The sequence below is a fragment of the Erwinia aphidicola genome, from assembly GCF_014773485.1.
Classification (GTDB): domain Bacteria; phylum Pseudomonadota; class Gammaproteobacteria; order Enterobacterales; family Enterobacteriaceae; genus Erwinia; species Erwinia aphidicola.
Genome location: NZ_JACXBP010000002.1, coordinates 288,007 through 313,828, shown reverse-complemented (window position 1 = coordinate 313,828; position 25,822 = coordinate 288,007). Strand labels below are relative to the sequence as shown.

Annotated in this window: 24 protein-coding genes and 3 tRNA genes; 20 read left to right on the top strand and 7 right to left on the bottom strand. The window is 57.6% G+C overall.

What is annotated here, in order from left to right:
• Window positions 1–53 precede the first annotated feature (53 nt).
• Window positions 54–476: a DUF2946 domain-containing protein gene (locus ID864_RS05835; RefSeq protein WP_048914709.1), complete on the bottom strand. Its 423-nt coding sequence runs from the start codon at window positions 474–476 to the stop codon at window positions 54–56.
• Between the two features lie 231 nt (window positions 477–707).
• Here ID864_RS05835 and ID864_RS05830 point away from each other — a divergent pair, with 231 nt between their 5' ends.
• A complete protein-coding gene (locus ID864_RS05830) occupies window positions 708–1,913 on the top strand; it encodes an MFS transporter (RefSeq protein ID WP_048914710.1) in 1,206 nt (401 codons plus the stop codon).
• 84 nt (window positions 1,914–1,997) lie between these two features.
• Here ID864_RS05830 and ID864_RS05825 read toward each other — a convergent pair whose 3' ends face one another.
• Window positions 1,998–2,471 (bottom strand): YbaK/EbsC family protein, encoded by a 474-nt coding sequence (locus ID864_RS05825; protein WP_048914711.1) that lies wholly within the window; start codon window positions 2,469–2,471, stop codon window positions 1,998–2,000.
• 218 nt (window positions 2,472–2,689) lie between these two features.
• On the bottom strand, window positions 2,690–3,787 hold the full coding sequence (locus ID864_RS05820; RefSeq protein WP_048914712.1) for a GGDEF domain-containing protein: 1,098 nt from the start codon (window positions 3,785–3,787) through the stop codon (window positions 2,690–2,692).
• Between the two features lie 255 nt (window positions 3,788–4,042).
• Between ID864_RS05820 and ID864_RS05815 the strand changes: the two genes are divergently transcribed.
• Window positions 4,043–4,279 (top strand): DUF1435 domain-containing protein, encoded by a 237-nt coding sequence (locus ID864_RS05815; protein ID WP_062818456.1) that lies wholly within the window; start codon window positions 4,043–4,045, stop codon window positions 4,277–4,279.
• A gap of 101 nt (window positions 4,280–4,380) precedes the next feature.
• Here ID864_RS05815 and ID864_RS05810 read toward each other — a convergent pair.
• From ID864_RS05810 to rsmC, 4 genes are all read right to left on the bottom strand, one after another.
• Window positions 4,381–4,467: transfer RNA gene (locus tag ID864_RS05810), tRNA-Leu, on the bottom strand.
• Between the two features lie 42 nt (window positions 4,468–4,509).
• Window positions 4,510–4,596, bottom strand: a tRNA-Leu gene (locus ID864_RS05805).
• 33 nt (window positions 4,597–4,629) lie between these two features.
• Window positions 4,630–4,716: transfer RNA gene (locus ID864_RS05800), tRNA-Leu, on the bottom strand.
• A gap of 169 nt (window positions 4,717–4,885) precedes the next feature.
• Complete coding sequence (rsmC, locus tag ID864_RS05795) at window positions 4,886–5,914, bottom strand: 16S rRNA (guanine(1207)-N(2))-methyltransferase RsmC (protein WP_191149545.1); 1,029 nt, start codon at window positions 5,912–5,914, stop codon at window positions 4,886–4,888.
• Between the two features lie 107 nt (window positions 5,915–6,021).
• On the opposite strand from rsmC, the gene ID864_RS05790 reads away from it, so the two are divergent.
• The 18 genes from ID864_RS05790 (at window position 6,022) to ID864_RS05705 (ending at window position 25,822) form a co-directional block, all read left to right on the top strand.
• Window positions 6,022–6,441 carry a DNA polymerase III subunit psi gene (locus tag ID864_RS05790; RefSeq protein WP_048914714.1) on the top strand — a complete coding sequence of 140 codons (420 nt, stop codon included), beginning with the start codon at window positions 6,022–6,024 and terminating at the stop codon, window positions 6,439–6,441.
• Entirely contained in the window at window positions 6,404–6,844 is a 441-nt protein-coding gene (gene rimI / locus ID864_RS05785) for a ribosomal protein S18-alanine N-acetyltransferase (RefSeq protein WP_048914715.1), read from the top strand. The genes ID864_RS05790 and rimI overlap by 38 nt, the downstream gene beginning before the upstream one ends.
• A gap of 44 nt (window positions 6,845–6,888) precedes the next feature.
• Window positions 6,889–7,569, top strand: a complete 681-nt coding sequence (gene yjjG / locus ID864_RS05780; RefSeq protein ID WP_048914716.1) for a pyrimidine 5'-nucleotidase — start codon at window positions 6,889–6,891, stop codon at window positions 7,567–7,569.
• Between the two features lie 1,093 nt (window positions 7,570–8,662).
• Window positions 8,663–9,160 (top strand): hypothetical protein, encoded by a 498-nt coding sequence (locus ID864_RS05775; RefSeq protein WP_062818463.1) that lies wholly within the window; start codon window positions 8,663–8,665, stop codon window positions 9,158–9,160.
• 20 nt (window positions 9,161–9,180) lie between these two features.
• Entirely contained in the window at window positions 9,181–9,687 is a 507-nt protein-coding gene (gene tssJ, locus ID864_RS05770) for a type VI secretion system lipoprotein TssJ (RefSeq protein WP_133624696.1), read from the top strand.
• A gap of 23 nt (window positions 9,688–9,710) precedes the next feature.
• Window positions 9,711–11,054, top strand: a complete 1,344-nt coding sequence (gene tssK / locus ID864_RS05765; protein ID WP_048914718.1) for a type VI secretion system baseplate subunit TssK — start codon at window positions 9,711–9,713, stop codon at window positions 11,052–11,054.
• A gap of 17 nt (window positions 11,055–11,071) precedes the next feature.
• Window positions 11,072–12,313, top strand: a complete 1,242-nt coding sequence (locus ID864_RS05760; protein WP_048914719.1) for a DotU family type VI secretion system protein — start codon at window positions 11,072–11,074, stop codon at window positions 12,311–12,313.
• Entirely contained in the window at window positions 12,313–15,939 is a 3,627-nt protein-coding gene (gene tssM, locus ID864_RS05755; protein ID WP_191149544.1) for a type VI secretion system membrane subunit TssM, read from the top strand. Before ID864_RS05760 ends, tssM begins: the two co-directional genes overlap by 1 nt.
• A gap of 16 nt (window positions 15,940–15,955) precedes the next feature.
• A complete protein-coding gene (tagF, locus tag ID864_RS05750) occupies window positions 15,956–16,666 on the top strand; it encodes a type VI secretion system-associated protein TagF (RefSeq protein ID WP_048914721.1) in 711 nt (236 codons plus the stop codon).
• Between the two features lie 8 nt (window positions 16,667–16,674).
• Window positions 16,675–17,676: a type VI secretion system protein TssA gene (tssA, locus tag ID864_RS05745; RefSeq protein WP_191149543.1), complete on the top strand. Its 1,002-nt coding sequence runs from the start codon at window positions 16,675–16,677 to the stop codon at window positions 17,674–17,676.
• A gap of 48 nt (window positions 17,677–17,724) precedes the next feature.
• Complete coding sequence (tssB, locus tag ID864_RS05740; protein ID WP_048914723.1) at window positions 17,725–18,261, top strand: type VI secretion system contractile sheath small subunit; 537 nt, start codon at window positions 17,725–17,727, stop codon at window positions 18,259–18,261.
• 3 nt (window positions 18,262–18,264) lie between these two features.
• Window positions 18,265–19,764 carry a type VI secretion system contractile sheath large subunit gene (tssC, locus tag ID864_RS05735; RefSeq protein WP_048914724.1) on the top strand — a complete coding sequence of 500 codons (1,500 nt, stop codon included), beginning with the start codon at window positions 18,265–18,267 and terminating at the stop codon, window positions 19,762–19,764.
• Window positions 19,765–19,937: 173 nt separating this feature from the next.
• Complete coding sequence (locus ID864_RS05730; RefSeq protein WP_143355030.1) at window positions 19,938–20,150, top strand: hypothetical protein; 213 nt, start codon at window positions 19,938–19,940, stop codon at window positions 20,148–20,150.
• Between the two features lie 389 nt (window positions 20,151–20,539).
• Complete coding sequence (locus ID864_RS05725; protein WP_048914725.1) at window positions 20,540–21,022, top strand: Hcp family type VI secretion system effector; 483 nt, start codon at window positions 20,540–20,542, stop codon at window positions 21,020–21,022.
• A gap of 408 nt (window positions 21,023–21,430) precedes the next feature.
• Complete coding sequence (locus tag ID864_RS05720; protein WP_048914726.1) at window positions 21,431–22,312, top strand: peptidoglycan-binding protein; 882 nt, start codon at window positions 21,431–21,433, stop codon at window positions 22,310–22,312.
• A gap of 11 nt (window positions 22,313–22,323) precedes the next feature.
• The gene (locus tag ID864_RS05715; RefSeq protein WP_048914727.1) at window positions 22,324–22,722 is read left to right on the top strand and encodes a lysozyme inhibitor LprI family protein; all 399 of its coding nucleotides are present in this window, start codon (window positions 22,324–22,326) and stop codon (window positions 22,720–22,722) included.
• A gap of 431 nt (window positions 22,723–23,153) precedes the next feature.
• Complete coding sequence (gene tagH / locus ID864_RS05710) at window positions 23,154–25,028, top strand: type VI secretion system-associated FHA domain protein TagH (RefSeq protein WP_048914729.1); 1,875 nt, start codon at window positions 23,154–23,156, stop codon at window positions 25,026–25,028.
• Complete coding sequence (locus tag ID864_RS05705; RefSeq protein ID WP_048914730.1) at window positions 25,028–25,822, top strand: PP2C family protein-serine/threonine phosphatase; 795 nt, start codon at window positions 25,028–25,030, stop codon at window positions 25,820–25,822. Before tagH ends, ID864_RS05705 begins: the two co-directional genes overlap by 1 nt.

The window sequence follows — 25,822 nt, the reverse complement described above, 5'->3', positions numbered from 1 at the left end:
GATAAACAGGCATCCATCAGGGCCTGCGCACGGGCAGGCAATAAATGACGTGATTACAGGAAAGCGACTGTCTGCGGCGGGGCGCGAGGGTGGAAATAGCGGGGAACAATGCGTGCGGCAACCGACTGCACCAGCGGCAGCTGGGGCGGTTTGGCCGCCTGAAGCGCCGACCACAGCAGCGGCAGCACCAGCATGTCGAGCGGCAGGTGCGCCAGCAGCACGCAGTAGCCGCAGGCGCTGTCATCCATCATTGACAGCGGATGATGGTCCGGCATCGGCTGGTCCATCGCCGGCATCCCGGCCATCTCCATCTCCATCTCCATACCCATCGCATGATGCATCATCATGCTGTCACCGCCGCGCCGATCCGCCAGTGATTTGGAAATCACCGGAGCAACAAACAGCAGCAGTATCGCCAGCAGGCCAAGCCAGGCGGCCTGCCGACTGCGGGTATAAGAAAATTCGCATAGAGACATGCGCGGATTGTACGTGAATTGATTGCCGGGATGGAAAAGATTATTGCTCAGATTAAGGCGATTTAAGTTGAAACACGGTTAGTGGGCTAATGATTACATGGGTAATAGAATGAAACGCGCGCTTACAGCCTGAATCTAAGCCTGACAAAAGGCCGCCCGGAAACACCTGTATTACATGTTATAAACAAAAGGTTAACACCCCTCTCGCCCTATAAGACAGGATCTGACCCTATGTTTAACTGGACTTCAACCCAGCGCAACGTGGCGTTTGCCAGCTTTGCCAGCTGGACGCTGGACGCGTTTGACTTCTTTATTCTGGTCTTCGTGTTGAGCGATATTGCCGCAAACTTTAATACTAAAATTTCCGAGGTTTCGCTGGCGATTATGCTGACGCTGGCGGTGCGACCGATTGGCGCGCTGCTGTTTGGCCGCCTGGCAGAGAAATTTGGCCGCCGCCCGATCCTGATGGTGAATATCATCACCTTCACCATTTTCGAACTGCTGTCGGCCTGGTCGCCGACGCTGGAGTGGTTCCTGGTGTTCCGCGTGATTTACGGCGTGGCGATGGGCGGAGTGTGGGGCGTGGCCTCCTCGCTGGCGATGGAAACCATTCCTGACCGTTCACGCGGGCTGATGTCGGGCGTATTCCAGGCGGGCTATCCGTGCGGTTACCTGCTGGCGTCGGTGATCTTCGGCCTGTGCTACAGCCTGGTCGGCTGGCGCGGCATGTTCCTGATTGGCGCGCTGCCTATCCTGCTGCTGCCGTTTATCTATTTCAAAGTGCCGGAGTCGCCGGTGTGGCTGGCGGCACGCGAGCGCAAAGAGAGCAGCGCGCTGATGCCCGTATTGAAAAGCCACTGGAAGCTGTGTGTATATCTGGTGCTGCTGATGGCCTGCTTTAACTTCTTCAGCCACGGCACGCAGGATCTCTACCCAACCTTCCTTAAGGTGCAGCACGGCTTAGAGCCGCACGTCATCAGCATCATTGCCATTTGCTACAACATCGCCGCCATGCTGGGCGGCGTCTTCTTTGGTTCGCTGTCGGAGAAGATCGGGCGTAAAAAGGCGATGATAATTGCCGCGTTCCTTGCGCTGCCGGTGCTGCCGCTGTGGGCTTTCTCCAGCGGCTCCTGGGCTGTGGGCATCGGTGCATTCCTGATGCAGTTTATGGTGCAGGGAGCCTGGGGCGTGGTGCCGACCTATCTCACCGAGCTGGTGCCGGCCAATGCGCGTGCGGTGCTGCCGGGTTTTGTCTACCAGCTGGGGAATCTGATTGCCTCGGTCAATGCCACGCTGCAGTCAAAAATCGCGGAGGCGCACGGCAACAATTACGGTCTGGCGATGGCGATTGTGGCGGGCACCGTCGCGGTGCTGATCTGCGTGATTGTCGCCTTCGGGCGCGAAACGCGCGGCGTCAAAATCTCCGGGCAGCCGTGAGTTAAGTAGAGGCGGACCCTCTTTTCCGGTCCGCCCGTTCATGTTGGGGCCGCGCTGCGGGACGACCAGAAAAGCGGTCGTCCCCTACGGTTTCATCGGCGGTTGGCATACATCCACCCATTCGGCGTCGGTGAGCTGCGCCATATAGTCGGGGGTAATGCGCACTGCGCTATGGATAGCGCCTGCGGCAGGCAGCACCTCGTCAAAATCCTTTAGCGACACATCACAATAGACGGTCAGCGGATGCTCCAGCCCGAACGGGCAGACGCCGCCGACCGGGTGCCCGGTCCAGGTGACCACTTCATCGGTACTCAGCATGCGCGCCTTGCTGCCCAGCGCCTCTTTCAGCTTACGGTTGTCCAGCCGCGCATCGCCACGGGTGACGATCAGCACCACGCGGTCTTTCACCTTCAGCGACAGGGTTTTGGCGATCTGCCCTGGGGTGACCCGGTGGGCTTTCGCCGCCAGATCGACGGTGGCAGTGCTTTCCGCCAGTTCAATGATGCTGATTTCGGGGGCGCGTTCGGCAAAAAACTGCCTGACAGATTCCAGACTCATGCTGTTCTCCTGAATTTTTAGCCGATAAAATTGCCATATTGTTAGCAATCTGTAAACGGCAAAAAAATCGCGCAGAATGAAAAAACAGCGGTGCTATTTACACTGTTCTCGATTTAATTTGGCTTAATATCTTATTCGGCGTGGGCAATAAAGCGTTTGTATTAAGTAAAGGAGAAGTTTTGAAAATGAATGAGCCTGTTATCCAGGCTCATTCATTTTTACAGCGCGTCGGCGGCCTGAGTCAGTGGTTTTTTAATCAAATCCTGATGGCTGAGTATAGTATTACGGCCCTGGTTTTTTGCCAGATATAATGCCCTATCTGCATTAGCCAGCGCAGTATCAAAATCCTCTTCAATCAGTGGCGCAATTCCGGCGCTGACGGTGACGTGTGTTGCGACCCGATCGTTAAAGTGATGAGGAATATCCAGGTCGAGCACGTACTGGCGGATGCGCTCGGCCAGCTTCAGGGCAATCGACTCATTCACGTTGGTCAGCAGCACCAAAAACTCTTCGCCGCCGTAGCGGCTGACGATATCGCGCGAGCGCACGGCATCACGGATCGCCACTGATACCCGCGCCAGCGCCTGATCACCCATCGCATGGCCGTAATTGTCGTTATAGGCCTTGAAATGGTCGATATCCAGCAGCAGCACAAAGTGGCTGCCAGCGTGATTCTCCAGAATATTTTCAAGGCGGTTTTTCAGCCCGCGCCGGTTATACAGCCCGGTCAGCGGGTCAAGCATGCTGAGATCGCTGTAAGTCTCTTTCTCTTCATACAGCTGGCTCACCAGCCGCCGGGTAAAGTGGTCGCGACGGCGCTGCATCAGGTGGTGCAGGGTGAAGCCAATCAGCGGCAGCGTAATCGTGAACAGTATCAGCAGCGTGTTTTGCCCCTGATCGAGCATCAGCACCGCCACGGAGGCCGGGGCGGTATGCAGGCAAAAGGCCAACAGGTGATCTCCCAGCGCAATGGCGCTGATAAAGAACACGCTGACCAGCGCCATCATCAGATAGCTGTCGTCAAAATAAAACGCCTGATTATACTTAACCACAATTTGCCACGCCCAAAGTATTCCGGTAATCAGCGCCGCAATATTTAATAGCGGAAATTTCCCTAAAGGCTTTAACAACATCCATATCAGTAAGGTGACGCTCATTATTACTATCGCGAGGGAGGGCTTGGTTACCATTGACGCGGCATAGCCATTCACGCGCAGCATGCAGAATGAAGCGGTAGCTGTGTTTAAAAATAGAAATAGCATCAGCGATAGCCGACGCTTGCTGTGCAGCAATTCATCGTAGCTTTGTATTTTCATTATGAATACTCATGACTGCCCTGAAATATCAAAACGCTATCATTGCGTGATGGCCGATATCCCAACCTGGAATAGTTTTGAGTTGTTATTATAAGAATTATCTTAATAGTGTTCGCTGCCAATCTACCACTTAAAGCTGGAACTGTCATCTGCGGGGTCAAAGTTTCAACAATGTTGCTGCAAAATGATAAGAACTATCATATGCTATTGGTAATCATTATCATTTGTAAGCGTGTGGATTAGGGGGGAAGCTGGATGATAGGTAAACGACTGGATAGCGGCTGGGGGATCCTGCTGCCGTGCGCCATGATGCCGCTGGTGGCGATGATGGAGCTGTCGTTCAGTGAATGGCGCGTACTGATGGTGGCGGCGTTCCTCGCAACCCTGGTGATGCTGTTTCATAAACGGCTGCGTCACTACATGCTGCTGCCATCGTGCATAGCACTGGCGGGCGGCGTTGCGGCGATTTCGGTGAATTTTACGTCAGGGTGATGAACGGATAAAACAGGGATGAACAGACAACAACAGGGAGTGTTGATATCAGAGAAAAAACGGATGAAATACGGTGGGAGTCACTACTGAGGGATTCAACATGGTGCGAAGAGAGGGACTTGAACCCTCACGTCCGTTAAGACACTAACACCTGAAGCTAGCGCGTCTACCAATTCCGCCACCTTCGCGTCCTGTTGAACTATCGTACTGCTTATTCATATCACCGCAAATGGTGCGAAGAGAGGGACTTGAACCCTCACGTCCGTTAAGACACTAACACCTGAAGCTAGCGCGTCTACCAATTCCGCCACCTTCGCGCAGATGCTGCGTAATATGAACAACGTGGTTTTTGGTGCGAAGAGAGGGACTTGAACCCTCACGTCCGTTAAGACACTAACACCTGAAGCTAGCGCGTCTACCAATTCCGCCACCTTCGCATACCCGCAACATAACAACGTTATATCGCAACCACGGAGGCGCATTCTAGAGATTTTACCAGGGACGTCAACAGTTATTTCTTATTGTTGAAACAACAGCCTGGAAAAACAGCGCTGCCGTAACGTTTGAAGCGGGTCGGGCATGCCCGACCCTACGGATTGCGGCGTACTATTTCTTAGGTGGGCGGCCTTTAACGGCGCGGTACACTTTGAAACGGCCATTCTGTAGCAGCACTTCGTGGCTGCCGAAGGTTTCGTCCAGCACCTGCGGATAAGGCAGGAAGGCGTTGGCGACAATGCGCAGCTCACCGCCGGTGTTCAGGTGGGTGATGGCCCCGCGGATCAGCGTCTGTGCCGCATCCAGGCTGGTCTGCACGCCATCGTGGAATGGCGGGTTAGAGATGATCATATCGAAGCGGCCGGGGATGTCGGTGTAAACATTACTGGCGAACACTTCGCCTTCCAGCTGGTTGGCTGCCAGCGTGGCTTTACTGGCTTCAATCGCCGCCGCGTTGACATCGGTCAGCGTCAGGCGCACTTTTGGCGAGAAGCTGGCGATCATCGCGGAGAGCACCCCGGCGCCGCAGCCCATATCCAGCACTTTGCCTTTCATATGCGGCTTGAGGGTGGAGAGCAGCAGCTGGCTACCGATGTCCAGACCGTCGCGGCTGAACACCCCCGGCAGGGTTTTCACCGTCAGGTCGCCCAGCGGGTATTCGTCCCAGAAGGTATCGACGTCGAACGCTGGCTGTTTCTCCAGCTGGCCGTGATACAGACCGCAGCGGCGCGCGCTGTCGATTTTCTCAAGTGAACACCAGCCTTCCAGCATCTGCTCGGCGCTGCGCACGCCGCTGCGGTTTTCACCGATGACGAAAACATCGCTACCCACCGGCAGCAGGGCCAGCAGGTTTTGCAGCTGGAACTGCGCTTCCGGCTTGTTCTTCGGCCAGTAGTACACCAGCGTATTGCAGTCGGCGACCATGTCGGCCGTGGCGACGAGGCCATAATGGGCATTTTCTCCCAGGGCGCGGCTGAGGATCTGCCAGTGATGATACTGCTGGGTATGTACCCGGCTGAGCGCGGTATCCAGTTGGGCGGGCAGGTCATCCTGCAGGTCGCCAGCAAACAGCACGCGGCGTTCAGTAAATTCATCACTGTGGCGCAGTATCACTTCACTGGCCGGGGTAAATGCGGACATCGATGGCTCCTTTAATTTCAGAGCGGGGATTATAGTCGTTTGTTGGCTCTTAATCATCGGGTTTGCTAGCATAGGCGCGCAAACGGGCGACCAGACAGGAAAAAAAGATGTCTTCCAGACGTGACTGGTTATTACAGCAAATGGGCATAACGCAGTATACGCTGCGGCGTCCGCGCGCCCTGCAGGGGGAGATTGCGGTGACGTTACCCGCTGAAACCCGCCTGGTGATTGTGGCGGATACCCCGCCCGTCCTGCAGGATCCGCTGGTGGCGGACGTGCTGCGCGCCCTGAACCTGCAGGCACCGCAGGTGCAATTACTCACTCCCGACCAGCTGGCGATGTTGCCGGATGACGCCCGCTGTAACAGCTGGCGTTTAGGGCTGGACGCCCCGGTGGCCTTAGCCGGAACTCAAATCGCTTCGCCAGTGCTGGCGGAGCTTTATCACAATGCCGACGCCAAACGGGCGCTCTGGCTGCAAATTTGCCAACATGAATCAGATTTCTTTACTCACCACGCAAGACCTTGAGCCGGCGTTTGCCATTGAGCAGCGTAGCCACGCTTTCCCCTGGACAGAAAAGACACTAGCCAGCAATCAGGGCGAGCGCTATCTGAATTTTGCCCTGCGCGTCGACGGCGTGCTGGCAGCCTTCGCCATTACGCAGGTGGTGCTGGATGAAGCGACGCTGTTTAACCTGGCGGTGGACCCGGCCTTTCAGCGCCGTGGCCTCGGGCGGGAGCTGTTACGTCATCTGATCGGCGAGCTGGAGCAGCGCGGGGTGATGACGCTGTGGCTGGAAGTGCGCGCCTCAAACGCTGCTGCTATCGCGCTCTATGAGCAGCTGGATTTCAACGAGGTCTCGATCCGCCGTAACTATTATCCAACCAGGGACGGTAAAGAAGACGCGATCATGATGGCCCTCACGATATAAATGACACATTACGCCTGACCTTCAAGTAAGTAAGGAATGCTCCAATGCTACAAAACCGTGACTGGATTCTTTTTGACGCTGACGAAACGCTGTTCCACTTTGATGCGTTCGCCGGCTTGCAGCGTCTGTTTCAGCAGTACGATGTACAGTTCAACAAGGCGGACTACGACGACTACCAGGCGATCAACAAGCCGCTGTGGGTCGACTACCAGAACGGCGCTATCAGCGCACTTCAGCTGCAGCAGCGTCGATTCGAAGGCTGGGCCAGCAGGCTGAACGTCACCGCGCACCATCTTAACAGCGGTTTCCTGACGGCGATGGCCGAGATCTGCACGCCGCTGCCGGGTGCCGTTGAGTTACTCAACGCGCTGAAGGGGAGGGTGAAGATGGGGATTATCACCAACGGCTTTACCGCACTGCAGCAGGCGCGTCTGGAGCGTACCGGCTTCCTCGGCTACTTCGATCTGCTGGTGATCTCCGAACAGGTCGGCCACGCCAAACCGCACCCGGCAATCTTTGATTATGCTCTGAACCAGATGGGCAACCCGCCGCGCGAGCGCGTGCTGATGGTGGGTGACAACCCGGATTCCGATATTCTTGGTGGTATCAACGCCGGCATGGCGACCTGCTGGCTGAATGCCGATGGCCGCAGCCTGCCGGAAGGCATTGCGCCGACCTGGCAGGTGACTTCTCTGAACGAACTACAACGTCTGCTGGGTCTTTAACCCCCCGGCTGCCTGCGGCTGATTGTCCTGATTGGCCGCGGGTGATGTCCCTATTTGCCCCTTTTCTGCCCCCTCGAGTGCGAAATTCTCTCCACTTTTGAGACACTTATATCCAGTGAACGCCCATCCTTAAATTTGTCTTAACCTGCCAGATTAGAGCTTTCTGCTGCCTTCGTAGTGGTTATTACTCTCATTTACTGCCTTGTGGCACAGAACCAGGATTTAAGTCTGATACCCCAATCTCATTGTGGCCGGGCGCTAACTGCGTCTCATTTAGTACCGGCATAAACAGTTTTTTTAAAAAATTTTTGTTTCGGATATTTCACAATTTTGCACGTCAATTACGCGATTTGATAAATAATCAATAAGAATTTCTAGGATTAATCCTAAGTAACTTCTGAAATTGAGTGATATTTGTCTTAACAGTGATAGTTAAGTAATCCTAATTATAACTTAAGTGGATCAAGCACGTTGAATTGTTGAATGTTGTCTGTAAACTTATCGTGAAATTTACAAATAAATACTTCCCATTACCTTTTTGAGATGACTTTTGTCAGCCTCATGCGGTAGCTATAGCCAAATTCCAGCGCGACAAGTCTTTGTAACTTGATGTTATTGATCGTAATTGCGGTTGTTTGCTGGTGTGGTAAGGATTGTTGCCGCCTGTGGTGCTTTACAATTCATTTTTGGCTCCATTTGGAGCTGTAGCCATAAGTTTCCGAATTATAAGTGTAATGGTAGCTATCTGGTCTAATCTGTTCTAATCGTAACCTATTGATTTTTACTTTTATAATCGTTGCAAATTAATCAATGATCCTGGGTGGTACCGTTATCACTCTCGTCTTATTGATGTATCGCTTATGTAAATCAGTAATCTTGTCTGATGTGAGCTTTTGATCAATCTCGCCTGCAGGAAGCAGCGGATAAATCCTGGTGACTTGATTCTTGCCTGGCTCAGCAGCGCTTCGCTGGCAAATGCCCGGCACGCTGCCCCCTTCCTGCTGGTTAAATCTGTACTGCTGTCTTTTTTTGGTGCTGTTCTGCGGGCATATCTGCCCGTCCCTGTCATTTTGAGAAACGTATGAGGATCATGGTGAAAATTCGTATCGCATTAAGCCTGCTGTTTGTGTTGAGCGTTGCCGGATGCAAAGCACCACCGCCGCCAATGACGGATGACACGATTGTTTCCAGTACTGTCGATGGGGTGAAGCTGAGCTATCGCCACGCTATCACTCCGCCGCAGAGCTTCACGCCCGTCAACGAAGAGTACCGTGCGCTGTACGGCGCCTCAGTGATGAGCCGACCTGACTTTGGCGGCAAGCTGGTGCGTAACCTGGATAACGCGCAGAGCTTCACCGTGCTGGGAACCGTAGAGAATAACTGGCTGGCAATTGCCGAAAGCGGGCAGGAGCAGCTGCTGGGCTACGTGCCGCTGCGAGCCGGTGTGAAAAGCGACATTTACGACAAAACGATAAAGGCCGATCAGCGCCGTAAGCGCGTGCGCGCTCCGGCGAAAAAAACCTGCGTTGCGGTGGATGGCGATAGCAAAGCGTGCCAGAGCAGCAACAGCGGAACCTGGATCATCGATTAATCGTTAATGGTCGCCCGATTATGAACAGACTGAATATTTGGCGCCTGAGCCTTCAGGTGCTTTGCCTCACCGCGCTGGCACTGCTGGCCGGCTGCGGTTCATCTTCACGAGACACACCCACGCAATACAGCCTGCTGTTCCAGGCGCATCCGCAAATTAACCAGTCGGCACCGCTGAAAGTGCGCGTGCTGTGGCTGAAATCCGATGCGGATTTCATGTCGGCTGATTTTTACTCTCTGCAAAACAACGCGCAGAGCGTGCTGGGTGCCAACCTGCTGGACAGCGAGCAGTTCTTCCTGATGCCGGGCCAAACCAATAAAAAAATCGTCGGGCAGAACAACCCTGGCGCGCGCTACATCGCCATCATGGCGGAATACCAGGCGCTGGATGGCAAGAGATGGCGTCTCTCCCTGCCGTTACCGCAGCCTTCAGACAGCCGTTTTTATGAGGTCTGGAAGGGGTCGGACGATGAGCTGCATGCCGAAGTCATTGCGGATATCAGCGGCATCCGCGTGGTGAAAAACTGACAGCGCCGGAGACAGGAGCCAACATGAGCAAAGCAGAAAAAGTGGTCTGGACCGAAGGCATGTTCCTGCGCCCGCACCATTTCCAGCAGTCTGAAAGCCACCTGCACAGCACCCTGCGTGATTGGGGCCTGGCACAGCGCCCCTATCTGTGGGGGCTGCACGATATCGAATTCGACGAGGCGATGCTGCGCCAGGGCAAAGTGGCGCTGGTCTCCGCCAGCGGGCTGCTGCCGGATGGCACCGCCTTCTCGTTTCGCGATGCGCGCCAGTCGCCGCCCCCGCTAAGCATTCCGGACAACCAAACCAACGTGAAAGTGGTGCTGGCACTGCCGGTACGGCGCGGCGGGCGCGAAGAGGTGATTTTCAGCGAAGCGGGGGATTCCCTGGCGCGCTTTATCAGCTTCGAACGCGAAGTCGATGATTTCAACGCCATCTCGGTCGGGCAGGCGGCCGTGCAGTTTGGGCGCCTGCGCCTGCGGCTAATGCTGGAGAGCGAACTGACCGCGGAATGGACGGCGATTGGCGTGGCGCGGGTCAGCGAAAAGCGCAGCGACAGCCAGCTGCGCCTCGACAGCAGCTATATCCCGCCGATGCTTAACGCCATCAGCCAGCCGCTGCTGTACGAATATGTCGGCGATATTCACGGCCTGCTGGAGCAGCGCAGCCAGCAGATCGGCCAGCGCCTGCAGCAGTCCGGGCGCTTCAATACCGCTGATATGGTCGACTTTATGCTGCTGGCACTGATCAACCAGCAGCTGGGCCACATCAGCCATGTTAAAAATCTGCCGCTGCTGCACCCGGAAGCGCTGTTCCAGCACTGGCTGGCCTTTGCCAGCGAGCTCACCAGCTGGACGCCGCAGCGCGGGCCGCACAATACGCTGCCGGTGTATAACCACGATGATCTGGCAGGCTGCTTCGGGCAACTGACGCTGCTGCTGCGCCAGGGGCTGTCGCAGGTGATGGAAGAGAACGCCATCCAGCTGCCGCTGACCGAGCGCTCCCACGGCCTTAACGTGGCGACGGTTACCGAAGCGTCAATGGTGCGCGAGTTTGGCTTCGTGCTGGCGGTGCGCGCTAACGTACCGGCCGACGCGCTGCAAACCCACTTCCCGGCGCAGATGAAAGTCGCCCCGGTGACCAAAATTCGCGATCTGGTGCAGCTGCAGCTGCCGGGCATGGTGCTGCGCGCAATGCCGACCGCACCGCCGCAAATCCCCTGGCACGCCGGTTACAACTACTTCCAGCTGGAGAAGGGCGGGGAGTTATGGAAAGAGATGGAGAAGTCCGGGGCCTTTGCCCTGCATCTCGCCGGGGAGTTCCCGGGGCTGGAGATGGAATTCTGGGCAATCCGCAGTCACGCCGTCTGAGCAGGGAATGAATCACCATGAAACAGGAACGACACGCCGATGCGCAAGCCTGGGTTTCCGGGGCCAACAGCCATAACCCGCTGGTGGCGGCGGCCAATCCGCTGCTGAATGCTATCCCGCAAATCCGCCATTCGGTTTCCCACCCCGATCCCGCCGGTTTACGCCAGCGCCTGATCGATGAGATCCGCCAGTTTGAGATGAACTGCCAGCGCGCCGGGCTGCCGTATGAAGCGATTATCGGCGCCCGTTACTGCCTGTGCACCGCGCTGGATGAAGCCGCCGCGCTCACTCCGTGGGGCGGGCGGGGCGTCTGGCCGGGCAGCGGCCTGCTGGTGACGTTTCACAATGAAACCTGGGGCGGGGAGAAATTTTTCCAGCTGCTGGCACGCCTGTCGCAGACGCCGCGTGAACAGATTGCGCTGCTGGAGCTGATTAACTTCTGCCTGCAGATGGGCTTCGAAGGACGTTACCGGGTCATGGATAACGGCCGCTCGCAGCTGGAAACCATCAAGCAGCGCCTGCTGCAGATGATCCGCTCAGTGCGCGGCAGCTATGCGCCGCCGCTGTCGGTCCACCCGGAAGATCACCCGGTGACGCGCAAGCTTTGGCGCCCGGTGGTGCCGCTCTGGGCCTGCACCGCCGTGGTGGGTTTCCTCGCCTGCCTGCTCTACATCCTGCTCAACTGGCGTCTTGGGGATTACACCAGCCCGGTGCTGGCCTCGGTTTATCAGACCGCGCTGCCGGAAGTCACTATCCACGATCCGGCGCCAGCACCGCCTGCCGCGCTGGACCTGAAAACCTTCCTGCGCCCGGAGATCGAACAGGGGCTGGTGTCGGTGCGTGACGAAGCCGACCGCAGCGTGGTGACGCTGAAAGGTGATGGCCTGTTCAGCTCGGCCGCCACCTCGGTGAGCGACGGCTACGCCAGCGTGCTCAACCGCATCGCGGCGGCGATGAACAATGTCAGCGGGCGCATTCTGGTGGTGGGCTACAGCGACAATGTGCCAATCCGCAGCGCCCGTTTTGCCTCGAATTATGAACTGTCGCTGGCGCGCGCGCAGTCGGTCACCGAACAGCTGCAGCAGCATCTCTCCCAGCCGCAGCGCGTCAAAGCGGAAGGGCGTGGGGAGAGCAACCCCATCGCGCCGAACAACAGCGCCGCTAACCGCGCGCGCAATCGCCGGGTCGAGATCACCCTGCTGGTGGCACCGGGAAATACCCAGGCCCAGCTTAACGGCCAGGTGCAAGGAACTCACTGATGCTGAATATTCTGTTTGCCGTCTTAACCAACCGCCTGCTGTGGGGCTTTGTTGGTATCACCGCGCTGTCGTTTATTATCTGGGTGATTGGCCCGGTGTTTTCGATTGTCGATTCACGCCCGCTGGAGCCGGAAGTCAACCGCCAGATCAGTATTGGGCTGCTCTACCTGGTGTGGGCTCTGGGCAACGTGGTGCCGCGCCTCTATAACAGCTGGCTGAACCGTAAGCTGATGGGCAGCCTGAAAACCACGCCGGGGGAGTCGCCAGATGGGGAGAGCCCGCGTCTGACCAGCGAAGACCGGGTGCTGGCGGAGCGCTTTAACGAAGCCTCCGAGCTGCTGAAAAAAGCGCACTTCTCTCACGCCAGCGGCCGCTCGCCGTTCTGGGCGCAGCGCTTCAGCCGTCAGTATCTATATCAGCTGCCGTGGTACGTGATTATCGGCGCGCCCGGGGCGGGTAAAACCACCGCGCTGGTTAACTCCGGCCTGCAGTTTCCGCTGGCCGACCGCTTTGGTAAGTCCGCGCTGCGCGGCATTGGCGGCACGCGCAACTGCGACTGGTGGTTCACCAACGAAGCGGTGCTGCTGGATACTGCCGGGCGCTACACCACCCAGGAGAGTCAGCAGCAGCAGGACGCCAGCGAGTGGCAGGGCTTTATCGGCCTGCTGCGCAAATATCGCGGCCGCCAGCCGATCAACGGCGTGATCGTCACCGTCAGCATCTCCGACCTGCTGACCCAGTCGGCGGAGGCGTCGCAGCAGCAGGCGGTGGCGCTGCGCCAGCGCCTGATGGAGCTGCACGAACAGCTTGGTATTCGCTTCCCGGTCTATGTCCTGGTGACCAAAGCGGACCTGCTGAAGGGCTTCCGCGCTTACTTCGCCAAATTCGATAAGGCGCAGCGCGAGCAGATCTGGGGCTTCACCTTCCCGTGGGATAAAGCGCGGCTGGCCGATTTCGATCTGATGGCGGCCTTCACTCAGGAGTTCGCCCTGCTGCAGCAGCGGCTGGACGCCGGGCTGGCGGACACGCTACTGCAGGAGAGCGATGCCAAAGCGCGCGCGGAAAGTTTCCTCTTCCCGCAGGAGTTCGCCGCGCTGCGCCCGCTGCTGGCCGACTACCTCGACACTGTGTTTGCCCGCTCCAACTTTGAAACCCAGTTCTCGCCGCGCGGCATCTATTTCGCCAGCGGCACTCAAGAGGGGCTGCCGTTTGACCGCGTGATGGGCGAACTGAACCGCGCCATGCAGCTGCCGCAGGATGACAGCGGCGTTCAGGGCAGCTGGCAGCAGGTCAGTAAAGAGGCGCCGATCCCCGGCAACAAAGGTCAGAGCTTCTTCCTGAAGGATATGCTGCAAAAAGTGGTGTTTGCTGAAGCCGGTCTGGCGGGCAGCAACCGCTGGTGGGAGCTGCGCAACCGCGCGCTGCTGTGGTCCGGCTATATCGCTCTGGCTGCCGTGCTGGTGGTGGCCTCGCTGCTGTGGTTCACCAGCTACGGCAACAACAAAAGCTACCTGCAGCAAGTCCAGGCGCGGGTGCCGGAAGTGGCGCGCCAGAGCACGGCGCTGCAGGGCAGCGACCCGCGCGATCTCTTTGCGCTGCTGCCGTTCCTTAATAGCGTGCTGCACCTGCCGGAGAGCGACGAGTTTGACCTTAACTCACCGCCGCTGACCCGCCGCATGGGGCTGTATCGCGGCGCGGAAGTCAGCGATGCCACCCAGGCGCTGTACCAGAAAGCGCTGCAGCAGATGCTGATGCCGCAGGTGGCGCAGCTGATTACCACCTGGCTGCGTAACGATAACGGCAGCGATGCCGACTACAGCTATGAAGCGCTGAAAGCCTATCAGATGCTGTATCAGCCGAAACACTACGACGGCAAATTCCTGCACGCCTGGCTGATGCTGAATATCCAGCGCACTCTGCCGCAAAACGTCGCTCAGGCGCAGGTGAAGCAGCTGGAGTGGCATCTCAGCCAGCTGCTGGAGAACCAGATTCAGGCCTCACCGTATGCCCGGGATGATGCGCTGGTAAAGCGCGAGCAGGCGCTGATTAATCAGATGCCGCTGTCGCAGCGCGTCTACGGACGCCTGAAGCGCCTGCTGGAACGTGATGACAGCTTACGGGCGGTGTCGCTGGCTTCGCTCGGCGGGCCGCAGAGCGAGCTGGTGTTTTCGCGCAAGAGCGGGCGCTCGATTGCTGACACCATCCCGGGGCTATACACCCCGGACGGTTACTGGAACAGCTTCGACAAAAACATCGCTGAGGTGACCAAAGCGCTGCATGACGATGACCAGTGGGTGCTCGGCGGTCAGGTACAGGGCGAGACGCAGCAGCAGACCGATGCGGCGGTGCGCCAGCTCTATATCAGCGACTATATTCGCCAGTGGGACGGGCTGCTGCAGGATATCCAGCTCAACGGCAGCGCCGACCTGGCGCAGCGCATCAACAGCGCGCGGCTGCTCTCCAGCAGCAGCTCGCCGCTGCGCAAGCTGGTGATTAACCTCAGCCACTATCTGGTGCTGGAAAAAGTGCCGCAGGGCGATGACAAAGCCGCTAAGCCCGCCGACAGCGTCAGCGATAACAGCGCCACGCGGACCCTGCAGGCGCTGTTCCGCTCGCGCCAGCACAGCCCCGGCGCGGCGGTACAGCAGACGCCGGAGCAGGCAGTGGCTAACCACTTCGCGCCGATTATTGAGCTGGCCGATCCGCTGGAAGAGGGGGGTAAAACCATCGCCTTCGACGACTTCCTTAAGCAGATTGACGACCTGTATCGCTACCTGACGGCGGTGCAGGACGCCGCCAACAGCGGCATGCCACCGCCGGCGGGTGAGGCGATCAGCCACCTGCAGGCCAGTGCGGGCAGGCTGCCCGGCTCGCTGCAAAACATGTTTACCAGTATGGCGGTTGGCGCCAGCAGCGACACCCAGCGCCGTGACCTCGACAACGTGCGTAAACGCATCAACGTCGAAGTCGGCGGCTTTTGCCGCCAGGCGATAGCCGGGCGTTATCCGCTGGTGCGTTCCGGGCGCAGTGAAGTCACCCCGGACGATCTGGCGCGCATGTTCGCTCCGGGCAGCGGCCTGATGGACAGTTTCTTCCGCGATAACCTGGCCAACAAGGTGGATACCACCCAGTCGGCGTGGCGCTTTACGCCAGGCATTGATGGCAAAACCCTGCCGGGCGGCGAGAGTATTCTGCGCCCGTTCCAGCAGGCGCAGAGTATTCGCGACGCCTTCTTTGCCAACGGCTCTACCACGCCGTCATTCCGCGTGACGGTGCGCACGGTGCGGATGGATAACGACATCCTCACCCTGACGCTGGACGTTGACGGTCAGCTGCTGCGCTACAGCCACGGCCCGCAGGCGGTACAGCTGATGAGCTGGCCGGGCAGCGGCGGCACCAACCAGGTGCGTATGCAGCTCGGGCTGGCCAACGGCACCACCTCGACGCTGGTGACCAACGGCTCCTGGGCGCTGAACCGCTTCTTTGACCGCGCCCAGCAGAGCGCAGGTAGCAGCAGCCTGAGCCGCCAGGCCACCTTTAATGTCGATGGTCACCGTGTGACGCTGGAGTTCACCCCGAACAGTATCCGCAATCCGTTCCAGCTTCCCGGGTTCTCGTGCCCGTAGCCGTGAGGAGAAGAGAATGAGCCAGACGCCCGTGATTAGCTGGTACGGCAAATTGCCCAGCGCCGGAGATTTTCTCAAGCGCCGCTTTCCCGATGTGCTGTTTAACCAGTGGAGCCACTGGTTCCAGGTTGGCCTGCTTAACTGGCAGAACGGTGAGGAGCAGCCCTCAGAGAGCCGCCGTCAGTTTGCCAATGCCCCGGTATGGAACTTCGTGGTGCCGCCGATGCTGGGCAGCCAGCAGGTGCAGATGGGCTGCCTGCTACCGGGTAAAGACAGCGTGGGCCGCCGCTACCCGCTGTGCGCGCTACTGAGCTTCAATCCGGCGCAGTGGTCGGCGCAGCAGCTGGCGCTGGCGGGGGAGTGGTATCAGCAGCTCGGGCGCACGCTGCTGCACGCGGTGCGCAACGGCTACTCCGCCGAACAGCTTGACCAGGTATTGCTGACCATTCCGGCACCGCCGCAGCCCGAACACTTAGACACCTCCGGCATTCTGGCGGTGATTGGTCAGCCGGCGGAAGAGAACACCCTCGGCTGGTCACAGGTGGCGGACTGCTTCAGCCCGCAGCAGTACACCAGCTTCTGGTGGACCAACCGCACCGACGGTTACCCGCTCTACACCCATCTGCACAGCGGCAACTTCACCAGCCAACTGTTTACGATGCTGTTCGACCCGGCGGCGGGTGCCAAACCCGGTCGGAACGGCCTTTATCCGCCGATGTTTGAATAGGAAATCCGATGAATATCGATGCGCTTCTTACCCCTGTCAGCAGCGAGCAGCCCTGCGGCGAAAACCTCGAATATGACGCCGACTATATGGCGATGGAGCAGGCCTGCGCCGGTAAAGCCGAACAGCAGTTTGGCGACACCATCATCCCGGCGGAACCCGCCGACTGGAACAAAGTCGAGCAGCTGGCCCTCAGCCTGCTGGAGCGCAGTAAAGATCTGCGCGTGATGCTGGCGCTGACCCGCGCCTGGACCCAGCTGAAAGGGCTGCGCGGCTATGCCAACGGCCTGCTGCTGGTGCAGCAGGCGCTGCTGCTCTACTGGGAACCGCTCTGGCCGCTGCTGGAAGAGGACGGGCAGCACGACCCGTTCTACCGCGTTAACGCGCTGGCGGCGCTGAGTGATAAATCGGCGCTCAGCACCGCCCTGCGCCAGGCCGCGCTGATACGCCATGCGTCCGACGAGATCAGCCTGCGCGATGCCTGTTCGCTGCTCGACGGCAGCAAGACCGACTGCCCCGGCTATCCCGGCGGTTTGACCCGCCTGCAGGATGAGCTGGCGCGCGGCGGTCCCGGCCCTGAAGCGGTGGTGCTGATAGCCGAACGCCTGCTGACCATTCGTGAAACCGTCACCGAGCAGCTGGGCAACGGCGGCCTGCCGGAGATGGAGCAGCTGCTGAAAACCGTCAACACGGTGGCCGCCGCCTGTCAGAGCACCGATCTCAGCAGCCTGATCCCACCGCCTTCCAGCAGCAGCGCCGCTGAGCCAACGCCTAAGAGCGCGCCGCAGTCTGCCGACTGGCGCACGGTGCAGCTCAGCTCACGCGCCGATGCGCAGCTGATGCTGGAGAAGGTGAAACACTATTTTGTCCGGCACGAACCCAGCCACCCGGCGCCGCTGATGATCGAGCGGGTGCAGCGTATGGTCGAGCTGGACTTTATGGAGATCATCCGCGACCTCGCGCCGGACGGCGTGCATCAGCTGGAAACTCTTTTCGGGCGTCGCGATAGCTAACGCTTGCGGCGCAATATTTTTGTACGCGCACATCCAATGGAGAACACCATGCCAGTCAGTAAATCCAGTGGGCAGAAATTCATTGCCCGTAATCGCGCGCCCCGCGTACAGATCGAGTACGACGTGGAGATCTACGGCGCAGAACGCAAAATCGAACTGCCTTTTATCATGGGCGTGATGGCCGACCTGGTCGGTAAACCCGTCGACGCTCAGCCGGGCGTGGACGAGCGCAAGTTCCTTGAGATCGATATAGATAACTTCGACGAGCGCATGAAGTCGCTGAAACCGCGCGTGGCGTTCCAGGCTGATAACACCCTGACCGGGGAAGGGCGTCTGAACATCGACCTGACCTTCAACAGCATGGAAGACTTCTCGCCGGACGCGGTGGCGCGCAAGGTCGAGCCGCTCAACCAGATGCTGGAAGCGCGCACCCAGCTCTCTAACCTGCTGACCTATATGGACGGCAAAAACGGTGCGGAAGAGCTGATCGCCAAAATCCTGCAGGATCCCACGCTGCTGCAATCCCTCAGCCACCTGCCGAAATCAGACGATGCCGCAGCGGACAGCAGCGCTAAAGAGGAGTAACTGATGAGCAACCCATCCCAGCAGTCGCTGGCGCAGGAGCAGCAGGCCTGGAGCCAGGACGAGTTCAGCGCGCTGCTGAACAAAGAGTTCCGCCCGAAAAGCGATCAGGCGCGTAATGCCGTCGAGAGCGCGGTCAAAACTCTGGCGCAGCAGGCGCTGGAGAACACCGTTACCGTCTCCAACGATGCTTACCGCACCATTCAGGCTCTGATCGCCGAGATCGACGAGAAGCTGTCAAAGCAGGTGAACCAGATTATCCACCACGACGATTTCCAGAAGCTGGAAGGGGCGTGGCGCGGTCTGAGCTACCTGGTGAACAACACCGAAACCGACGAGATGCTGAAAATCCGCTTTATGAGCATCTCCAAGCAGGAGCTGGGCCGCACCCTTAAGCGCTATAAAGGCGTGGGCTGGGACCAGAGCCCAATCTTCAAGAAAGTCTACGAAGAAGAGTATGGCCAGTTCGGCGGCGAGCCGTTTGGCTGCCTGGTCGGCGACTACTACTTCGACCACGGCCCGCAGGATGTTGAGCTGCTGAGCGAGATGGCCCGCATTGGCGCGGCCGCCCACTGCCCGTTTATCACCGGTACCGCGCCGGGGGTGATGCAGATGGAGTCCTGGCAGGAGCTGGCAAACCCGCGCGACCTGACCAAGATCTTCCAGAACACCGAGTACGCCGCGTGGCGTAGCCTGCGCGAGTCGGAAGATGCGCGCTACCTCGGCCTGGTGATGCCGCGCTTCCTGTCGCGCCTGCCTTACGGCATCCGTACCAACCCGGTGGACAGCTTCGACTTTGAGGAAGAGACCGACGGCGCGAATCACGGCAACTACACCTGGACCAACGCCGCTTACGCGATGGCGGCCAACATCAACCGCTCGTTCAAGGACTTCGGCTGGTGTACGTCGATTCGCGGCGTGGAGTCCGGCGGCGCAGTGGAAAACCTGCCGTGCCACACTTTCCCGAGCGACGACGGCGGCGTGGACATGAAGTGCCCGACCGAGATCGCCATCAGCGACCGTCGCGAAGCCGAGCTGGCGAAGAACGGCTTTATGCCGCTGGTGCACCGCAAGAACTCCGACTTTGCCGCCTTTATTGGCGCACAGTCGCTGCAGAAACCGGCGGAGTACCACGATCCCGATGCCACAGCCAATGCCCGTCTGGCCGCGCGCCTGCCGTACCTGTTCGCCTGCTGCCGCTTTGCGCACTACCTGAAGTGCATCGTGCGCGACAAGATCGGCTCCTTCCGCGAGCGTGACGAGATGGAGCGCTGGCTGAACGACTGGGTGATGAACTACGTCGACGGCGACCCGGCTAACTCCTCGCAGGAGACCAAGTCGCGTAAGCCGCTGGCCTCCGCCGAAGTGCAGGTAGAAGAGATTGAAGACAACCCGGGCTACTACGCCGCGAAGTTCTTCCTGCGCCCGCACTACCAGCTGGAAGGCCTGACCGTGTCGCTGCGCCTGGTATCCAAACTGCCATCGCTGAAGTCGAACGACGCGTAAGTCTACGCTGAATGTACCGGTGGCCATTGGGTGCCACCGGGCTGTTAACCCTTTAAAAAGCATTCTCTCTAGGGGGATGCGAAGGGTTAACGCGAAACGAATCATAGAGTTGAATGAAGCACATTAATCATTAGATTAGCAGTGATCTCTTAATGATGTTTTCGAGGTTTTGAATGTTTAAACGAATTATTAAGTGGTTAGCTGCTAATTTGATTATTTCTCTTTCAGCTTTATTGTTTTTTAGCTCGCTGGGATATTATTTATTCTGGTTTGATTGGAATGTGAGTGCGTTAGATAAGTTGATTCATACGGTGATTTTTATTTTATTAATCACCGCATCAGTAGTTGTCTACGCTATTGGTGAAAAGCTTAGGTTAAGTGATTGAACGCTTGTTGCGCTATTTAAGAAGACATCCTAAAAAATCAGTAATGGCTGAGGGTAGGATAAGTCAATACCCAATGACATAAGACATTAACCCTTAGCGGGCTCCAGTATGGCAAAATAAATGACAACCTTTTTTTTAATTTGTCGTGTTGCGAACGATGCTGCTGGGATAAGAAAATTTAGCTATTAAATCCTGCGGGTTATTAATAGCTATCTCCTCTGACATATCCATCTAGTGATATTCAGAAGCAAGGCAGAGGTGAAATATGGACTGTTTTATTCAGCCCCATTGCTTTCCTGTTTGCCATATCAGTGCTTTATCTAGACCCAAAGGTTTCCTGAAGGAAGCAGGGTAAAAGCAAAAACTTTAACTAATGAGAGTAGATAACTATGGCTATTGATATGTATATGAAGGTTGACGGTGTGACTGGCGAATCAAAAGATTCTAATCACACTGGCTGGATCGATATTGATTCATTCTCTTGGGGTGCTTCTCAGCCGGGCAACATGTCTGTGGGTGGCGGTGGCGGTGCCGGTAAAGTGAACTTTAATGACCTGCACATCAATGCAAAAATTGATAAAGCCGTTACAGCACTGCTGAAGAACTGCGCTAGCGGTAAGCACGTAGCAAAAGTAGAAGTGTCTGTCTGCAAAGCGGGTGGTACTCAGGTTGAATATACCCGCATTACGCTGGAAGACGTGTTGGTGACCAGCGTTCAGTTTGTGGGTTCAGAGCATGATGACACGCTGGGTGTGACCTATGCCTTCCAGGCGGCGAAAGTGAAACAGCAGTACTGGGAGCAGAGCACTTCCGGTGGTAAAGGCGCTGAGAGCAGCGCTGGCTGGAATATCAAAGAAAACAAAGAAGCGTAATGCTACTGCCCACTCGCTATGGGTGGGCATCTCCGAAAAGTTTCACGGCAACGCATCGAGTATTTAATCGGGTAGAGTGAACAACCGGGGCAGGATCGGGTCGACGTTTTGGAAAAACATGGCGGCCACCAGGTCCAGCGCCGGCTGTTTAGTATTTCAGTTGACCATAAATCAGACAAATGCTCAGTGACTAAGATGATTTAGAAGACGGCTCGTTATTGTGACTTAACCTCTGTATGCCGTGATAACAGGTAAAGACTAAGAATAATCAGAGAGATGAAAGGCATCTAGTCGGTGAGCCATGTGTCTGATACGTGCTGGATAATCCATGATGCCTCAGGCTGCCAGGATACCAGCCGATTTACAGGGATTCCCCCCGCAATTGAAACAGTAACGTGAGGAGAGTAAATGGCTATTATGGCTTCAGTCGGCCAGGGTGGTAAAAACCATTTCGGCGACGTTAAACAAGTTCAGCAGCTGCTTCAGCGCAATGGCTTCCCGCAGATCCGAGATGATGGCCGCATTGGCCCGAAAACCATTCAAGCGATTAAAGACTTTCAGTCGCGTTTTATGGCCCGGCCGGATGGGGTGATTGATGCAAATGGTAAAAGTTACAGTTATCTGATTCGGGGTAACGCACCGGGGCGTGTCGCACCGCCTGCGCGCTCAACGCCACCGGCTAACACGCCCGCCACCTCAGGGACGCTGACCGTCAGTGCCGGGCAGGTGACATTCGATGCGGAGGGGGGCGATAACCCCAGCCGAAACAACTTCAGCCGCCATATTCACTGTCCAAGCGATGATTCCGGAGTCACTATTGGGCGAGGTTATGACATGAAGATGCGTTCAGAGTCGAGCATTATCAGCGACCTGACGCAGGCGGGCGTGCCACTGGCTCAGGCTCAGCAGATAGCGAAGTCGCATGGCAAGAGCGGGGCCGCTGCTAAAGCATTTGTCAGGGACAATCGTGCCGCAATTGGAACTATCACTCATCAAATGCAAGTCCGCCTTTTCGAACTGATCTATCCACGTTATGTTGAGACGGCCCACCATTTTTATGATTTACGTACGGCGAATATCCCGCAAAGACCGACTTGGGAAAACCTCAAGCCCGCCGTGCGAGCCCTGACCGTGGATTTCGTTTATCAGGGCTTCAAAAGTGAAAATACCATGAAGAAATGTATGTCTAATGATATCGATACACTCATTAACTACATTGAAACCACACCTGAATTATCGCAGTATGAGGGTGGACGAAATCGCGTAGGTTTTTTGAAAAGAAATCGCTGAAAGGATTGTTTATGAATAAGAAGTTATTATCTGTCGCCCTGTTGTCATTATCATTTTCCAGCTTTGCGGCGCTGGCAGAGCAGGATTGTTCTAAGATGGATTCAACGGGTGGTGTTTATGATTGTGTCCAGAAGAATAAAGACGAGTCAGAGGTAGCGCTTAATAAAGCGTATGGCGAAGCAAAGAAAAAAATCACCGCTGCATACAGTAATGACGCAAGCTATGAAAAGCCCCTGCAGTTGGCTTTACTGGATGGACAGCGCGCATGGGTAAAATTTAGAGAGAATCAATGCAAAATGGAGTCCTTGGTCGCCGAAGAGGGCAGCTCTGCAAACAAAACCGCAGCTAACAACTGTATCATCAGAATGAATAAACAGCGCATCGCCCAGTTTGGTGAGATGCCTTACTAATCAATCCAATCCGGGCAGCCATAATGCGATTTATGGCTGCCCGGCAAAAAAAAACTTCAGAAAGACACTCTCACGATTATGGTTCCTGCGTTATTCATAGCGGCAAAGCCTGCTGGTTATTAAACTTTATAGGAAAAGCCTGATCGTTCGCTTCAGCGGCTATAACAGGTAATTAAGCTGTCAGACAGGAAAGAAAAATATTTTTTATTATTGATTAAGTGCGGCGTTATTAATGCCGCTACTCCCGCTTAAAAATGTTCGTCAGCCAACTACAGCCGGATGTGACCCGCATGAAACGCATTAAGCAGCTAGATAACATTCTCAAAAACTGATTTCCCCGCGCCTACCGCTACCTGAATTTCGCCCGTTTTAGTTTCCCTGCCGAGACGGGCGCAGTGCAGATGCCGAACACACCTGAGCAGGAACATCTTATGCGATTTACGATTATAACCACCAAACAGGGTCATCAGCCGCCGCAGAGCAGCTGCGATTTCTTGCCACCCGGCGGCACGATTGGCCGTGGCGTTGACAATAACCTGGTGCTGCCGGACGACGATCGCACCATTTCACGGCTGCAGGCGATTGTGCACATCAGCGCCGACGGTGAGTGCCGTATCACCAACCGTGGCAACGTGACGCGCGTGCTGCTCAACGATATCCCGCTGGAGCGCGGCCGTCAGGTGGAGCTGCAGGATGGCGATGTGCTGGGCATTGATGACTATCGCCTGCAGGTCAGCGAGCTGGGCGAGGTAGCACGCCCGCTGGTGCAGCCGACGGTGGCCCCGACGGCTGCGCGCCCGCAAAGTGCAGCTGCCGCTGCGGCGCCTGCTGCTGCCCCGCTGGCAAAACAGGCCGCGCAGACTGCCGCCATTCCCAGCGAGATCTGGGACAGCCTGGCGCAGGAGTTCTCCATCTCCGACAACCTCTCCAGCCGCCGGCAGAATAAAAGTGCAGAGAGCTATGCCAACCCGCTCACCGCGCCCGCTGCCGCAGAGCGAAACCCGGCCGACCCGCTGGCGCAGCTGGGGCAGGGCAGCGAGCCGCTCAACTTCGATCGCCGCCAGCAGACGCCGGAGAGCCTGTTCGAGCCTGACCCGCTGTTCAAGCAGGAAAGCATCTTCGATGACAGCACCCCGAGCACGCTGTTCCAGCAGCCCGGTGCTAAAAGCCCGCTGCCGGACAGCAAGCCGCAGGATGAGCAGGACCCGCTGGCACTGTTTGGCGCCGGCAGCAGCCCGGCGCAGGTTAACAGCGACGACCCGCTGGGCCTGATGATGGGTAGCGCCGTGCCGCTGGCGCCGCTGGATGAGGAGCCTGGCCAGCAGAGCGCGCCGATAATTACGCCGCCGCCGCCGCCGCACGTGCAGCCTGACGCCGCCGCCCAGCCCGAAGCGAGCGACGCGCAAAGCGCGCCAGCCGACGACCCGCTGCCGCCGCTCGACAGCGACTTCTCGCTGTTTGGCGCTGACGCCAGCCAGCAGCCTGACAACGCCGGGTTTGCCAGCTCGCCGCTGTTTGATGAGCCTGTCGATGCCGCACCCGCACCGCCGCCGCCGGACTACAGCGGCATTACGCTGCCGACCCCGCAGGCGATGGTGCGCCAGAACGCCCCGGTGCCAAAAGGCCGCCTGCGCATTGACCCGGTCGCCAACAGCAGCCAGCAGAGCAGCGCCGCAGCGGGCGGTGAAACGCTGGATGGCGAGCTGCTCAACGCGCTGATCGGCGGCATGGGTTTGCAGGACCTGCAGCCGACGCCGCGTTTTGACCACGACTCCATCCAGGAGCTGGGGCAGATGCTGAGCATGTTTTCACAGGGCACCGTGGCGCTGCTGTCGTCGCGTTCGATCCTTAAGCGCGGGGTGAAAGCGGAGATGACGGTGATCCTCGACGAGGCCAACAACCCGTTCAAGCTGCTGCCTTCCGGTAAGTCGGTGCTGATGCAGATGTTTGGCAGCCGCATGCCCGGTTTTATGCCGCCGAAGCAGTCGGTGCGCGATGCGCTGGTGGATCTGCAGGCGCACCAGCTGGGGATGATCGCCGGGATCCGCGCGCTGATCGCCTCCATGCTGCAGTCGTTCAACCCGCAGCAGCTGGAAGAAGAAGCGCGGGCAGAGGGAGCCACCTCGCGCCTGTCACTGCCCAGCAGCCGCAAGGCCGCGCTGTGGGATCACTTCACCAAACGCTATGGCGAAACCGCCGGTGAGATAGAAGACGACTTCCACACGCTGTTTGGCGAAGCCTTCCTCCACGCCTACGACATGGAAGTGAACCAGTACAAAGACTCTCAGATCAGATCGGAAGAATGATGAATATCACCATTGCCTCAATGTCGAACCAGGGTGAACGCGCCAGCAATCAGGATCAGATCGGCGAGATCGTCGGTGAGCGCTCGGCCTGCTTTGTGGTGTGCGATGGCGTTGCGGGCCTGCCGGGGGGCGATATCGCCGCCAGCGTGGCGCGTAACACCATTATGCAGCGCTTTGACGGGCAGCAGCATCTGAATGCCCAGCTGATCCGCGAGTACGTCAACGGTGCCAACGGCGCTATCCGCCAGCAGCAGAAAAGCGAACCGGACTATCACCGCATGGGCACCACGCTGGTCAGCCTGTTTATCGACCGCGACTACCAGCTGGCTTACTGGGCGCACGCCGGGGACAGCCGCCTGTATCTGTTCCGCCGCGGTTATCTCTACCACGTCACCACCGATCACAGCCTGGTGCAGCAGATGAAGGATGCCGGGCATCAGACCGAAGGGATCAACGGCAACCTGCTCTATTTTGCCCTCGGCATGGGCGATGAAGATCGCGATGCCAGCTACAGCGACGTGGTGCCGATTGAAGATGGCGACGCGTTTCTGCTGTGTACCGACGGCTTCTGGCACGGCGTTTCCCAGCACCATATGCAGCAGTCACTGCATATGGTCAACACGCCGGACGAGTGGCTGACGCTGATGCAGCAGATGATTAAGAAAAACGAACAACAGTCGGAGGGCAGCCAGGATAACTACAGCGCCGTGGCCGTCTGGGTCGGGGAGCCGCAGGACACAACGCTGCTGCACTCGCTGTCGGAAGCGGCGCAGTTTATTCCGCTGCGTGATTGA